Origin of the sequence: Halobacillus sp. A1-3, from assembly GCF_050971765.1 — a bacterium.
In the GTDB taxonomy this organism is placed as follows: Bacteria; Bacillota; Bacilli; order Bacillales; family Halobacillaceae; genus Halobacillus; species Halobacillus mangrovi_B.
The window spans coordinates 177,219-191,822 of record NZ_JBPCEO010000005.1 but is presented as its reverse complement, the minus strand read 5'-3'; the positions used below and the strand labels follow the sequence as shown (position 1 = coordinate 191,822).

The window sequence follows — 14,604 nt, the reverse complement described above, 5'->3', positions numbered from 1 at the left end:
TACTCCACGAATGAAGTAAGTCTTCTGGAAAATTTTATAGGTTAGACGGTTTAAATGTTTTACAATCTGTTTCCTCACTATTATGAGCTTGATCTCCTTTATGACTAACGACATAAATTCGATCTGCACCACAATTTTGACCATTTTCATTGTACACACAGTTCTTTACTTCACAAAGAACGTCTAGCGCCATCTTCACACACCTCCCTATGGACTTATAATCCTACATAAAAAAGGAAATATACACAGCATTAATTTCGTTCTCAATAACTACTCGAATGTATGATAAAATATAGAGCGTGATTATTAAATTCAGTTTGTAAACTTTTACCCTTGTTATCATAAACTAATGACAAATAGACAGGTGAAGATTGTTCATTTGCTTTGAAATGTTCAGCATTTGTTATAAACTTCATGATGGATTACAACTTTAAATAGGACTGGTGTTCATGGAAAACAAAAAGAAGATTTACAATAAATTGATGAATCTTGTTAAAGAGGAAAATGTAAAAGTGGATGAAGTGTTGAAGGATCACTTATACACAAAGTTAGGTGGAAAAGCAGATTTCTTCATCACTCCGACGACGTTTGAGGAGATTCAAAACGTTGTCAAACTTACTAACGAAGAAAATATTCCTTTTACATTGCTTGGAAACGGATCTAATCTAATAATTAAAGATGGCGGTATTCGAGGAATCGTCATTAACTTAAAACATTTAGATAAAATCTCCTCTCAGGGCGATACGGTTGTTGCTCAAAGCGGTGCACGAATCATTGATGCATCCCGCTATGCGCTTGAGCAACATTTATCTGGCCTCGAATTCGCATGCGGCATACCAGGGACCGTCGGTGGAGCTCTCTATATGAACGCGGGGGCTTACGGTGGAGAAATTAAGGATGTACTTGACTATGCTTATGTGGTCGATAAAGAGGGAAACCTTGTAAAACGTCTTGCCTCTGAGCTTGATCTAGACTATAGAACAAGTAACATTCCTGACAATGGAGATATCGTCGTTGAGGCAACCTTCAATTTAAAACCTGCCAGTTATGAAGAAATCAAATCGGTCATGGATGATCTTACATTTAAACGTGAATCGAAGCAGCCGCTTGAGTATCCATCCTGTGGCAGTGTATTTAAACGCCCTCCCGGTTACTTTGCAGGGAAGCTGATTCAGGACAGCCAGCTCCAGGGGACCAATATTGGGGGAGCCGAAGTTTCCAAAAAGCATGCAGGCTTCATCGTCAACAAAGATAATGCTACTACGAAGGACTATATTTCCTTGATCGAACATGTACAAAAGACAGTTAAGAAAAAGTTCGGTGTTGATTTGGAGAGAGAAGTACGTATCATCGGTGAGGACCAAGAATAAAAAAAATTGTTTAAAGTGGATTCAACGTTTGAATCCCTTTTTACTTTTAGAATCCTAATATTAATTAATACGACTGATGGCAAAAGAACTGGTATTTATAAGTGTTAGATACAACAAAAATAAAATTTATAAAGTAAGAAAAAGGCGAATCACTTTGAAGTGAATCGCCTTTCTTATTAAGACATCCATTTAGGTGGTGTATTTTTTTCCCAGTAAATTTCTCCGATAGAGTGGTGTTTAACAAAATCATCGTCATTTAAATGGTAATGAAAATTAAACCAGTAGCCTTCGCCAGGACGTTTATCTCTTCGGACGTGGAACTTAGCCAGTTCCTCTCCGGTCTTGTAATTGTAAAGATTGAAAATTTTCTCTCCGTACCCTGGAGTCAGTTCTTCCGTAATTTCGTAGTAGGGAAGTTCTTCTTCTCCCACCTCTTCTAGAATCATTTCAACAACTTCTTCAATTTTCGGTAATATATCGTTCGTCATATCTGTATCGACTTTTTTAACAATTCTTGGTCCCATCTTATTCAGTGTCTGCTCTTTAGCTTGCTCGGTAATCATATGGATGTAGTCCTCTTCTGAGTCCATTTCATAATTCGATTCAGGAATAGGAGCTGGTTCATCCTGTGGAATGATCTCCCCATTGGAGGCAGCATAACTGCCTTCGTGGTCCTCTGGAGCCATCTCATTGTTTTCCGCGGCATCGGTATGTACATAAGTAGGCGGGACATATAAACCTAATGTAAGAACGGATACGAGTACAACAAAAATCTTTCTTCCCCATAGCTTCATTTACAATGTCTCCCTTACTTTTTCTCTCTTTTAGAATTGTATCACGTAGATTTTTCCAGCACATGGGGAAAAATGAACATTTTCTAACTATTTATTCAATAGAGGATTGAATCGTCACGGGCATACGGTTAGGGGCTGTCATGGAGTAGATTCTTTCTCCGCGTTCCTCTACAGGGCCATAAAGCTCAACTCCGCTTGTCTTTATGCGGGCGGCAAACTCATCTGCATCATCCACAATAAGTTGAAGCATGGTCATTTCTGGCATGTCCTCATTTTTTGTCCAAAATTCAAGCCAGCTGTTCTCACTTTTGAAAACACCACCTGAATACTTATCTGTTTCTGTCCATGAATTGGCTAACCCGAGTTTCTTCTCAAAAAAGTCCACCATTTGTTCACTTTCTTCAGAAACAGTTACATGCCGATAACCCAACAATTTCAATGAAATTCCTCCTTCAATGTTCATAAAACCTTCAAAATTTTCACACTTCTCGTCCAAGTTTATCATTGTTCGACCTTCTTGTGTCGTGTTGTGCAGGAAAAAATCCAGATTCTCAATAAAAACACAATAAGAAATGTTTTTACGACAGAATTCCGCTTTATATGACAATTTATCCGTACATGAATAAACTCAAATAGGGAAAATTGAATTATGAATACATTATTCAGGAGGGAATACTTATGCAAAAACCGAACCAAAACCAAAATCAGCAAATGGGTGGGACTCAGATGCCCCCTAACATGATGCAGAATAAAAACCATGGTGGACATGAAATGTTTGACGCGCATGAGGTAATCGCGGGAATTATCAGCATGCTCGATCAATACCAAATGTATGAACAGCATATCCAGGACCCTGAACTAAAAGATATTGCTCAGCGTCACTCTACATTTGTGACTCAAATGTATAACACGATTGTCCAGAGCTTCCAGACTGGTCAAGATCCAGCCCAGCCGACTCAGCAGTATAAGATGGCTCAGAATAATGACGCGGTTTATGGACTTAAGCCAGGCCAGCCTAAAAAACCGAACCAGTCTGTAAACGATCTATCGGATCAAGGTTTATCCGCTTATATGCTTGGTCAAACGAAAAGTTTATCGACTCTTCTAGCGATGACGGCTTTAGAGATGACCAATCCAGTATTACGAAGAGTAATTGCCGATAGTGTTCCAAACTTTATTGAAATGAGTTATGAAACATTCCTTTACCAAAACAAGCATGGGTACTATCAAGTTCCTCAGCTTCAGCAACAAGATATGAACCAGATGCTTCAAAGCTATGCCACTGTACCTGTTCAAGGAAATAAGGCTCATTAAAAAAACAGCTGGAAATAAGGTCATTCTTATTTCCAGCTGTTTTTGTGGTTAATACTTACATTTAAGGTTTAGTATATATAGAATAGGTTTCAGTAAGGAGGTGCCTCATGAGTATTTTTCTCAGCTACATACTATTAGGCTTATCGTTATCTGCTCCAATCGGGCCGATCAATGCAGCCCAATTGGACAAGGGGATACGTTTCGGTTTTTGGCATGCCTGGCTTGTAGGTGTAGGAGGAATGATTGCAGATGGGATCTTTATGTTGCTCATATATTTTGGGATTGCACAATTCGTGGACGTTCCCATTATCAAGTTCTTGTTATGGTCGGCAGGTTTTTTTGTTCTCTGTTATACGGGATACGAGAGTATTCTAAAATCCGATTCTATGACAGGTAGCAAAAGTGGTTTCAGGTACGAATCAAGAAGCAAAGCTTTTCGGACAGGCTTTCTTATGGCTGCTTCCAATCCAATGAATATATTGTTTTGGCTAAGCATCTACGGCTCGATGATTGCTCAAACCACAGACCAATACGAAACCTCCCAGATTCTTCTCTACAGCAGTGGAATATTTCTAGGCATCACTTTATGGGACATTACAATGGCAAGTATTGCTACTGGAGCGCGAAAGTGGGTGAAGCCCAGGGCTCTTCGTATCATTTCTATATTGTCCGGTTTTGTATTAATTGGTTTTGGAGTTTACTTTGGTGTACAAGCACTACGCTTGTTAATTGGGTAGACAAACACCTAATTTCATCTCTCCTAATAAGATACTTTGTGTCATGTTTTAGGAGGGATGATTCATGTTTTTATGTTCAAAAAGTTGGATTGAGGAAAATAAAAAGGAGCTTAATCCATGGGAGCTCTCAGCCTATGAACATTTCAGCACTATGATGACTGATAAAAAGAACCCATATCCTTGTGTCCCTGGGATTCAAGGTTTTTCAAAAGATATGCTGCGTTTTGGGTTTGCTGGAGATCCAAGACAGGAAGCATCAGCGAAACATTTGTCGGTATTATTAAAAGAATACGGAAAAATATCAAGGGACACTGGTTCCTACGCCTCCTTGGTCGTATTCTTCGACTCCAGGTCAATCAGCACAGAAACCGATGTAGAAGATTATAGAGAGTTTTTCTGGAAAATATTAAACAATGTTCATAAATACGATGAAAAACCTTGGCCAGAGAATATTCCTCAATTCCCTGATCATCACGAATGGGAGTTTTGCTTTGATGAAGAACCCTATTTTTCTTTTTGTGCAACGCCCTCACACTCTATACGAAAGAGTAGGTTCTTTCCGTATTTCTTAATAGCATTTCAACCCAGGTGGGTGTTTGAAGAAATTAATTCTTCTACCAAAATAGGCAGCCGGCTGAAAAATGTAATTCGCAAACGGTTGGTGGAATACGATCAAACATCCCCTCACCCGGCCTTGAAGTGGTACGGACAAGAAGATAATTATGAGTGGAAGCAATACTTTTTAAGTGAAGATGAAACCTCCCCTTCTAAGTGCCCGTTTATGGCAATCAAAAACAAATTAAAGAGTCTGCGTTCTTGATCCATAAAACCCCCGCTATGTTAAGCACCACTGATAAAACTCAGATTAAATTTTCCATATAATAGCGGGAAGTGGAAGGCTCGATCTCGAAATTATTTGAATGTGAAGGTTTCCGTGAAAATAGATTGGATTTGGAATTTATGGAAATGACTCGCTTTCCACGGGCATCCGATGAGCCTTCTCGAGCTGCCTTCTCTCCGGGGGCTTACCTGATATGCTCATCCCACAGAAGTTTTGTCATTTCCCTTGATTCCTTCACTCAAATCTTCCTACAACTCGTATTACTCTCATAAGCAGAATAACAAAAGGAATGAGCTTTTTAACAAGAAACTTTGTTATCACAGCTACTCATTCCCAAATTTTTTTTGCTTAAAAAATGTTGCGATCGCGATCACGGCTATAAATCCCATACTCACAAAAAGTCCAGCTCTGCTTATTTGATCGAACAAAGTTCCACCCACTGCAATCAGGATTAGTAGGAAAGCCACACCTATCTTCACCGTATCTATCGCAGTATTTCCCATTAATTTTTTATAAGAAAAAAGGATGAATATCCAATTATACAACAGCATCAAACCCGCAGCTGTGGTCAAGTATTCGAATATCTTTTCAGGCAAAACTATTGCGACAAGGATAGATAAGATGACGACTCCAGCTGTTAGTCCAAAAGCAGAGGTGGGGATACTCCACCTTCCTTCTACGGCAAATATTCTAGGGGCGTCCCCCTCCTCTGCCAGGGTGACCAACATTGTTGTGACCGCATATAGCGAAGCGACCATGGTTGAGAAGCCTGCAATGATTAACATACTATTAAACAAATGAGGGACCCATGGAAGATCAAACTGTACTAATGCTGTAATCAATGGACTTTCGTCAGCATTTATCTCTTTAGAAGGGACGAGCTTAAGCACGAAGAATATAGAAATGAGGTAAAAAGAAGTTAAAACCAACAGCATGATCTTTCCTGACTTCGGTGCATCTTTTGGATTTTTTAGTTCCTGCGCCATAAGCCCCATCACTTCAATTCCTCCAAAAGCATAAAAAGCATACAGAAAAGCTACCCATAGCCCCACTGCTCCATTTGGGAAAAGGGTTTGGAAAGGAGCTCTCGGGAGTTCCGCTCTTTCCCCTCCAAACCATCCTAAGACTGCTGCTAAAGCAATGAGAATAAACATGAAGATAGCAGCCACTTTCATTAATCCAAAAACGCTTTCCATTTGTTCTACTTTCTTAACCCCCATCAGGATAATCAATAATCCCAACGCTGCAAAAATGGCTGCTAGGACCCATAGTGCCAATTGTGGGAACCAGAATTGTGCAAAAATCGCTAGTGCCGTCAGTTGACTTCCCATGATTAGCATTTCAGACGACCAGTACACCCATCCGTTACTAAAGCCCGCCCAATTCCCATACGCTTGTTTGGCATACGTGCGAAAAGAACCTTTTTCAGGATGATGAGCCGTGAGCTTTGCCAGACTCTCAAATACAATCCAAGTACCCAGACCGGCAAATAGATAAGCAAGAAGCACGGAAGACCCTGCTTTTTGTATAGCGATACTTGAGCCTAAAAAATAGCCCGTTCCGATAATACAGCCGACACCGATAAAAGACATCTGCCACCACGCAATTTTCGATTTCGGGCTCGGACACTTAGCCATGCCAATCCTCTCCTGCACTTTTTGCTTTAGTTTGAAGATAATGCACGATGAATATGTGCTTATATCGAATGATTTTCTCTTGTGAGGAGAAAGTAGGAAGAGTGAAGTGAAAGGAGCAGGTCTTCAATGGATGTACATTTGAACTGTTGGAATGAAACAGATGAATTAAAATGTGTAGTCGTATGTGGCCCTTCGGAGATCGAGGTACCCGACCAACAAACCGCGGATGATGTACAGTGGGAAAAACCAGTCAGCCAGAACAAAGCTAGAGAAAACCACCACATAATGGTTTCCGCAATGGAGCAAGAAGGCGTAAAGGTGATTGATTACTCCGACTATCTATCTACAAAAGATAAAATGCTCCACCTTCAGTTGATTAACCGGGTTTTTGTTCGTGACCTAGGGTGTGTATTTGGAAATGAACTTCTTCCAGGGGAAGCGGGTACATCAATGAGAAGACCCGAATATGTTATGTCCCATATCTTATTTAATAAATGGTTTGATTCCTCTTCCTTTCCTATCGAAGCAAATAATTCAGCTAACGCATTGGAATATGGGGACGTATTAATTCTGAATAAAGATGCTGTCTTCATAAACACAGGACTACGAACAAGCATGGAAAGCATCCAAAAGATGAAAGAGCAAATTTTTAAAGCAGGTTTCTCAGAAATCGGTGTCATTGATCTTCCTCGCCGCGGAGACACAATGCATTTAGATATGAACGGAAACGTTGTCGGTAAAAACTTGTTCTTAGCAAAAAGTTACATGCGTTTTTTCCCGGTGCAAGTGATCAATGACCGTAGAGAGCACTATGAAATGATGGAACAATTCTTAAATCGTCACGGATTTGAAGTCATATGGTCGCCTGACGTTAAGCCTGATGTAAGAGATACAGTTGCAAACATAAATTTTTTAAACCTGAATCCAGAAACTCTTCTCATCAGTTCAAAAGTGAACAAGAAGATTTTCTCTCATCATCCGGAATTAAAAAAGAAGAAGTTGATCGAAGTCGATGTAGCGGAACTTGAAAAAGGAGGCGGCGGTATCCGTTGTATGACACTGCCGTTTGAACGGCGATCATAAACGTTTAACAGAACTATTTTTATGAAAGAATAACCCCGTGGATACAGTTGAATATCCACGGGTTATCTATTTTCAGATAGATACTGACAAATTAGGTTTAGCTATAAATACATCATGGAGCAGTTGCGCAGTACGCGATAATTCGTTATCAGGTACAAAAACGCGCCATACTCTGGGTCTGTGGAAAATAATATCTGCTCCATTCCTTTTTGTTTTTAATACCTTGCTTAATCGATTATTAAAGTTAAATGCTAGGCTCTCATGGCTAAAAATTACGGATACAGCTGATCTATTCTCACAAGAAACTTTAGAAATCCATGGTCTCCTTTGTAACAGGGAGCAAGTTTGTTTCACATCCTTGCTTTGTATGATAAAGGAAAATGAATAAAGATCTTCTTTAAAAAGTGCTCTCCTTATCACGATTCCTGCATCCTCAATTACCTTTAGCGCAGCCGATGTTTCTTCAGGAATGTTTGTCTTTTCCTTAACTGTGATAGTAAGATGTGTTAAATCTTTTTCTACTGTAATTCCAGTTACATGAGTTTGCTCATGAAAATGATCAATCCTTGTCCCTTCCTGTTGATCAAAGCTTGAACGTACGAACAACGGAACATTATTTCTATGCGCATGAACAACGGCTCTTGGATGCACAACTCCTGCTCCCATCTCAGCAAGATCCTGCATCTGTTTGTAGGTAAGTTTAGGGATCATTTTAGCTTCTTTCACAATTCTGGGGTCAGCAGTAAAAACTCCATCGACATCAGTAAATATTTCACACCGATCAGCTTGAAGCTCTGCAGCTAAAGCAGCGGCTGTCGTGTCTGATCCTCCTCGACCTAACGTGCAGATTTCACCATTTTCAGATACGCCTTGAAATCCTGCTACAACAATAATTTTACCCTGATCTAGATGAGCTCTTATCTTTCGGGGGTCAATAGACAAAATAGCGGCATCCCCAAAGGTCTCCTCTGTGTAAATTCCAGCCTGCCACCCTGTTAGGGACAGTGCACCTGCTCCTTTACTTTGAAGAGCAAGGGCCACAAGAGAACTTGTCACTTGTTCTCCTGTTGATAAAAGCATATCCATTTCCCTGTGGTGAGGATGATGAGAGGAAACTTCTTTTGACATCTCCACTAAAGAATCCGTTGAACTCCCCATTGCAGAAACTACTACAACCACCTGGCTTCCTTTTCTTTTCTCTTCCAAAATACGTTTAGTCACTTCTTTGATCCTTTTGGTAGAGTTTAACGACGTCCCTCCATACTTCTGTACAACGATAGCCAATGATGATCACCCTTTTTTATAACGAATAAAATTTATACACTAGTTCTTTCTTTGAATTGTGATAGAGCGTTGGAGACTTTTCCAAATTCGGATGCATGGGGACGATCGTCTCCATCAGAATATCCATAATCCACCATTCGATTGCGGTTTAGACATAGTTTTGTTAATTTCGGTTGGAAGAAATCGAATAGCTCAAAACGCTCTTTCAAATGAGAGAAACGATCCTGATACTCATGAATAGCATCCGCTAATTGTGCCCAAAACTCTTTTTCAGAAAGAAGCTTGTGGTTCTCCATAAGATGACTTAAATAACGCAAGTGGCAGATAAACAATCCTGTAAAGATAAATTGGGTCAAACCTTCTGGCGGCTCGCTTCTCAAAACTGCTTTCAAATCAGAAGATAGTCCGTATAATTCCGGGAAATCTTGATCAGTAATATTTACATCATCAACGAAATCTTTAATTGCTAAGCGATGTGGTTTTGCATCCTTCAAAACAAGAATTGTGTTTTGCCCGTGCGGGGAAAATACTGTTCCATACTGATATAGATAGTGAAGCAAAGGATCCATGACCACCTTAAAGAACTGGCTCATCCAATCCTCAGTTTTTAATCCTGACGCTTCTATCAGACTCTTCACAAACGGCTTATCATTATGATCTTCGTGGAGCAAAGCAGCCAGTGTGATCGCCTGTTCCCCTTCTTCTAAATACGTGTATATGCTTTCTCTCCATATCGTACCGAGCATCTCCAGGTATTGATAAGGAGCATTTTCAACAGCTGTAAAATATTTTTGATCGACATTGATACTCGCATTTTCCCCTGGAAGAATAACTCGGCATTCATCTTTCAAGAACGAATCCTGCTCATGAATCCCTTTGATCAATTCTGTCACCTTAGGGGCAATCACTGTTCGTTCAGCTGGCAAACCTCGATAGACGAGTGTATTTAAAATACTCATTGGCAATTTGACATGATGCTTCAGATTTGAATTTTTGTTCACGAATGTTCGGATCGATTGCTGAGGTAGATAGTCATCCTCCCCATCACCTAAAGGAATAAGCTTACCGTGTGCAATTTCTTCCGGAAAGTTCTGAATCAATACATTGTTCCATTGCCATTCGTGTACAGGAAAGAAATAATACTCGCTAGGATCTTGCCCAGCTTTTTCCACTTCTTTCGCAAAGCGGAGTTTTTCATTCTCGTTTAATTCCTGATCAAGTAAATCCTTATAAGATAGTCCTGAAATAGCTTGGAAACTAGTCAGGCTTTGTTGGACAGCCATCCATGATAGTTTTAGCTTTTTTTGCTGCTCAGGAGCGTAAGCGACGTAATCATCATAACCAAAACCAATGCGACCTTTGTTGTATGTAATCCAAGGGTGGCCTTTCATATATCCTTCAAGGTCAGCATAATCCATGTTAAGAAGCTCATCAGAAGTGACTTTCTTTTCCATTAAGTGAGCATCTGCAATCAAGGTTGCGTTCATTTCCTTAATTAAGTGACCGGCCGTTTCTGGTGACATGCCAATGGTCTCTCTTAGATCTACTAACAATTCAACCGCACTCTCAGCTTCAATTTCCTTATCTCCATCAACTTTTTTAATCGTCCACCACTTGACATCGAAACTATCAAAAAGACGCACTTCAGCCTGATACTGATACTTTTTCTGTTGTGAGATCGGAAGCTCATATACGTGCACCAACGTTTCTTTCCCAATAACAGCGGGCTGTATCATATCTTCATACATGTATTCAGCCAGCATCTTAGCCATCAGTTTTTGATTTACCTTTTTCCAGTTAGATGCACAAAGTGTGGTTTGAATTTCGTCTTTAAATTGCATCCTACCCCTGCCTTTCTAATAACAATTGATTTTATTTGGATTTAAAATTGTGGTTGTTTCACAGGTTGATGGGACTCAAATGTTTGAAATACATTCTTTCGCTCAACCTTGTACACTTCTCTTTTAGCCAATTGGTTGATAATCACTGCATTCCGGTGAGCACCTAATCCTAAGTCAGGAGCACCTACCCCATGGGTATGGATTTCACCGTTTTGAATAAAAATCTCACCATCGCCTTGAAGAGCAGTATCTAGCCCATATCCTCTTTTTACATGGAAACGGCCGTAAGCATCCCATTTAACCCATTCCTTCATTTTGTTTAAAAAAGTTGGCACGGCAGGCTTATAACCTGTCCCAAAAATAACGATATCTGCTTCTGCTATTACCGGCTCATTTTTGATCCTGTGCACGCCTTTCAGTTTCCACATGTCATAGTTTTTTTCCAAATCAGTCATTTCTGTCATAGCCTGAAGATGAATCGGTGGTTGTTCATTCCCAATCGACCTTTCATATAAATGGTCATAAATGTCACTGATTGTTTCCGCACTGATTCCTTTATAGAGCAAGTCCTGTTCCTTAATCAGTTCATCTTTTTTTTGCTGAGAAAGTTTATAGAAAAAATCGGTATAATCAGGAGAGAAATATTCTAATCCGAGCTTTGAATACTCCATCGGGAAGAACCCTTTGGACCTCGTGTACCACTCTAATCGGCCACCAAATTCCTGCTGAAGCCGAGCAACATCTAGGAAAACCTCTGCTGCACTCTGACCAGACCCAATTACAACTACGGACTGATTACCGATATTATTTTTGTTAGCTAAATAATCAGAAGTGTGGAAGACTGTCGAGCCTAAATGTTGATGAAAAGGTTCAGGCACCGCTGGCACTGTCCCGATTCCAACCACTATGTTTCTTGAGAAGAATGACTTCATCGTTTGGGTTTCTTCATCCATAACGTTCAGCTGGTAAAGCTGTTCTCCTTCCTTCTCAAAAGGGATCACGTCTCGAACATTTTTCCCGAACTGGCAAGCTCCCAGCTGTTCACTAACCCAGCGGCAGTAATGGTTATACTCCTTACGTGGAATGTGAAACTTCTCATAGAAATAAAATTGATAGAGTCGGTTGTGCTCCTGTAAATAATTTAGGAAACTATAATGGTTTTTCACATCTGCCATGCTTACCAAATCAGCGAGAAAAGGAACCTGCAGTGTGGTACCCTCGATCAGCATGTTTGGATGCCAGTTGAACTCTTTCTCTTTTTCGAAGAATAAGGATGTTACATCTGGAACAGAATCAAGTAGTGCAGCCATTCCTAAATTAAACGGACCCAGCCCGATTCCGATTACGTCATAGATTTGACTGGACGGGGTAGCATATCGATTCATTTGACCACCTCTTTTCAAATTCTTCACGATCACAAAACATTAACAGTCCGGTTTTATCAGGTAATTGAATGGGCTTCACTGGTTTAAACCCACATTTCTTAAAGACGTGTATCATTTTTTCATTTCGTATGTCTGGCTCTGCTACGACTTTTTTCGTATTCAAGTTCTGAAATTGAAAGCGAACCATCTCTCGGAGTAAAGGCAGCGAATATCCTTTGCCGAGAAATGCACGTTCTCCAATCAATAGATGGACGCCTTGATCATAAGGAGAAGAGGAATAGGTTTTTTCAACAACATCCCCTCTTACCCAGTAAGCCTCCCAGTAGCTCATCACTTGCTGGTCAACTAATCCCATATAGAGAGTTTGATGTGAGTCAGCTAAGGCTTTTTTTAAGTGTTCTTTAAAAGATTCTAGCGGAATATTTAAATTCCAATACGGATGCACATGGTCTTCATTCATCCATTTATGAATTTTTCCGACGTCTTCAAAGGTCACTTTTCTAAAAGAAATCCTCTGATTTAATTTCTTGTCATAGCACTCAAAATCGTTATCCACGAACCGCTTCCTCCTTCAAAGCAAGGGGATTGGGAACAGGTGTATAAACGGATTGTGATTCCATAGGACCTACTAACTCATCCATGTCATAGAAACGCGTAAGCAAGTTTGCTTTACAAGGAAGCTCTTCTTCTTTTAATAACGTATTTGTTACCCGCATCTCTGGGTGAAGCTTGATTCTTTCTCTCAGAACATCCATAAGCTTGTCTTCTTGAATTAATTCGCTCGTCCCGAATCCATTGATTAAGCCAAACAGATGATTGAAAAAGAAGTAATATCTCAGCCTTTCTTCTGCTACCTCATCTTTGCAAACGGTGTCACTTTCTTTATTTAAGGCAGGTACCAATGACTTAAGCTGATCAGCCTTCGATTCGCAGAAATAGTATCCCTGATTATCCCGATAGTAATAATACTCCGGGTAACCGTTGTTCAATTGAATTATTGAATTTTGCTGATGAGCTTCAAGGGCAATGCCGTAATTGTAGAACAACCATAAGACCGGATCTAAAGTAGCTGTCAAATAACGGTTAAACCAATCTAAACTTACTTCTTCAAGAGACCTTCTTTCTCTCCCAGCAATACTTTGTATAATCGAATATAGCCTTGATTTTTCTCCATACGCGGAGGCTTGTACGAGTCCGGCCACAACACTCGCTTGCTGCGTATTTCCTGTATAAAATGGATTTTCACGCAGCACAACTTCAAAACCTGAAACCTCTTTATCTAGCGCAATGTTCATGTAAGCAGGATCCTTAATGAAACTAAAATTAGGATGGTCCTTCTTTAACTCTTCACCTAGCTGGGTGGCTAGTAGTTTGGAAACTTCCACCCCTCTCGCAAGCTCCTTCCGCTGATTTACTCGGAGAGAATTTGTAATTTTTACTGGTACAGAGAACTTGTACATATACTTCGATTGAGAACTGTATACCGTTCTGAACGAAGAAGTAGCCGTAAATGTTCGGCCTATCCGCCCAACGTCCTCTAGTTCTCCAGTGGTGAGCAGCTTTTGAACAGATTCTTGCTCAAGCAGCACCGGAACTTGAAGAGGGTGAACGGGAATAAGCACTCGTTCTTCTTGTTTCAGCTTCTGAAGCCAAGCCTGATCTACAAAGTCATTCATATCTTCAAAAATAATGTCTGATGCAGAGAATTCAATGCTTGAATCCTGGTCTACGATCGATGACTTGGCAGCGAAATAGTGCAGTTGGAATTCGCCCTTCTGTTCAGGGGAGTAGGTCTCATCTTCTTTATCCGTCAGCCCTTGCTTACTCTTAGGGGTGGGGTGAAGCAGGTGACCGAACAATAAAGATTGTTCTGCCTCGATAAAATGAAACTCTTCATTCGTTAAGTGCAGACGATCCTCTGTGCGCTTCTCAATATATGCTCTAATCTTTTTGCAACTCAAGATGACTCGTAACAGCAATTCATCTTCAGATAGAGACTTCTTATTTTCGACAAGCCATTCTTTAATGAGAAGGGTCGTCATTGTGACATAATCCAACGTGTGGAATACCTCGCTTTGACCAACCCGATAATAAAAGGGGAAAGAAAATAAATGCCTGCCGGTTAGGGATTCGTAATTAACAGGAACAAAAAAGGTCATTTGTTGTTTGTTCAAATTAATACGGATGAGCTGATCTGAGGCATCCCTTTTAAGCTGAGGATAGCGTTCCTCTTTTTCAAAACTTCCTGTTTCCCTTAAGTAGCAATTTAAAAAACTTTGCATTGTGGCTTGTTCAGAAATTTCCTTTGCATGATTCAA

The 14,604-nt window shown here is 40.1% G+C and carries 14 protein-coding genes; 5 read left to right on the top strand and 9 right to left on the bottom strand.

Translation table 11 applies throughout. The features are described 5' to 3' along the window. Positions 1-34: 34 nt before the first annotated feature. Entirely contained in the window at positions 35-193 is a 159-nt protein-coding gene (locus ACRYKC_RS10905) for a DUF1540 domain-containing protein (RefSeq protein ID WP_085029103.1), read from the bottom strand. A 256-nt stretch (positions 194-449) separates the two neighbouring features. Here ACRYKC_RS10905 and murB point away from each other — a divergent pair, with 256 nt between their 5' ends. Beyond that, a complete protein-coding gene (murB, locus tag ACRYKC_RS10900; RefSeq protein WP_433806760.1) occupies positions 450-1,370 on the top strand; it encodes a UDP-N-acetylmuramate dehydrogenase in 921 nt (306 codons plus the stop codon). Positions 1,371-1,546: 176 nt separating this feature from the next. Here the strand turns inward: murB and ACRYKC_RS10895 are convergent, their stop codons facing one another. Continuing rightward, on the bottom strand, positions 1,547-2,164 hold the full coding sequence (locus tag ACRYKC_RS10895) for a YpjP family protein (protein ID WP_433806759.1): 618 nt from the start codon (positions 2,162-2,164) through the stop codon (positions 1,547-1,549). Positions 2,165-2,255: 91 nt separating this feature from the next. Continuing rightward, a complete protein-coding gene (locus tag ACRYKC_RS10890; protein ID WP_433806758.1) occupies positions 2,256-2,603 on the bottom strand; it encodes a VOC family protein in 348 nt (115 codons plus the stop codon). A gap of 239 nt (positions 2,604-2,842) precedes the next feature. Between ACRYKC_RS10890 and ACRYKC_RS10885 the strand changes: the two genes are divergently transcribed. The 3 genes from ACRYKC_RS10885 (at position 2,843) to ACRYKC_RS10875 (ending at position 5,035) form a co-directional block, all read left to right on the top strand. Next, positions 2,843-3,478, top strand: coding sequence for a spore coat protein (locus ACRYKC_RS10885; RefSeq protein ID WP_433806757.1), 636 nt, complete (start codon positions 2,843-2,845; stop codon positions 3,476-3,478). Positions 3,479-3,585: 107 nt separating this feature from the next. Beyond that, the gene (locus tag ACRYKC_RS10880; RefSeq protein WP_433806756.1) at positions 3,586-4,215 is read left to right on the top strand and encodes a LysE family transporter; all 630 of its coding nucleotides are present in this window, start codon (positions 3,586-3,588) and stop codon (positions 4,213-4,215) included. 64 nt (positions 4,216-4,279) lie between these two features. After that, positions 4,280-5,035 (top strand): YqcI/YcgG family protein, encoded by a 756-nt coding sequence (locus ACRYKC_RS10875; RefSeq protein WP_433806755.1) that lies wholly within the window; start codon positions 4,280-4,282, stop codon positions 5,033-5,035. Positions 5,036-5,379: 344 nt separating this feature from the next. Here ACRYKC_RS10875 and ACRYKC_RS10870 read toward each other — a convergent pair whose 3' ends face one another. Then, complete coding sequence (locus tag ACRYKC_RS10870; RefSeq protein ID WP_433806871.1) at positions 5,380-6,699, bottom strand: amino acid permease; 1,320 nt, start codon at positions 6,697-6,699, stop codon at positions 5,380-5,382. A 120-nt stretch (positions 6,700-6,819) separates the two neighbouring features. On the opposite strand from ACRYKC_RS10870, the gene ACRYKC_RS10865 reads away from it, so the two are divergent. Next, positions 6,820-7,776, top strand: a complete 957-nt coding sequence (locus ACRYKC_RS10865; protein ID WP_433806754.1) for an arginine deiminase family protein — start codon at positions 6,820-6,822, stop codon at positions 7,774-7,776. 72 nt (positions 7,777-7,848) lie between these two features. On the opposite strand, the gene ACRYKC_RS10860 is transcribed toward ACRYKC_RS10865, so the two are convergent. The 5 genes from ACRYKC_RS10860 to ACRYKC_RS10840 are packed head-to-tail and all read right to left on the bottom strand — an operon-like array spanning position 7,849 to position 14,604. Beyond that, the gene (locus ACRYKC_RS10860; RefSeq protein ID WP_433806753.1) at positions 7,849-9,060 is read right to left on the bottom strand and encodes an aspartate kinase; all 1,212 of its coding nucleotides are present in this window, start codon (positions 9,058-9,060) and stop codon (positions 7,849-7,851) included. 32 nt (positions 9,061-9,092) lie between these two features. Continuing rightward, positions 9,093-10,901 carry an IucA/IucC family protein gene (locus ACRYKC_RS10855; protein WP_433806752.1) on the bottom strand — a complete coding sequence of 603 codons (1,809 nt, stop codon included), beginning with the start codon at positions 10,899-10,901 and terminating at the stop codon, positions 9,093-9,095. Between the two features lie 41 nt (positions 10,902-10,942). After that, on the bottom strand, positions 10,943-12,286 hold the full coding sequence (locus tag ACRYKC_RS10850) for a lysine N(6)-hydroxylase/L-ornithine N(5)-oxygenase family protein (RefSeq protein WP_433806751.1): 1,344 nt from the start codon (positions 12,284-12,286) through the stop codon (positions 10,943-10,945). Further along, positions 12,249-12,842: a GNAT family N-acetyltransferase gene (locus ACRYKC_RS10845; RefSeq protein ID WP_433806750.1), complete on the bottom strand. Its 594-nt coding sequence runs from the start codon at positions 12,840-12,842 to the stop codon at positions 12,249-12,251. The genes ACRYKC_RS10850 and ACRYKC_RS10845 overlap by 38 nt, the downstream gene beginning before the upstream one ends. Beyond that, on the bottom strand, positions 12,835-14,604 hold the full coding sequence (locus ACRYKC_RS10840; protein WP_433806749.1) for an IucA/IucC family protein: 1,770 nt from the start codon (positions 14,602-14,604) through the stop codon (positions 12,835-12,837). Before ACRYKC_RS10840 ends, ACRYKC_RS10845 begins: the two co-directional genes overlap by 8 nt.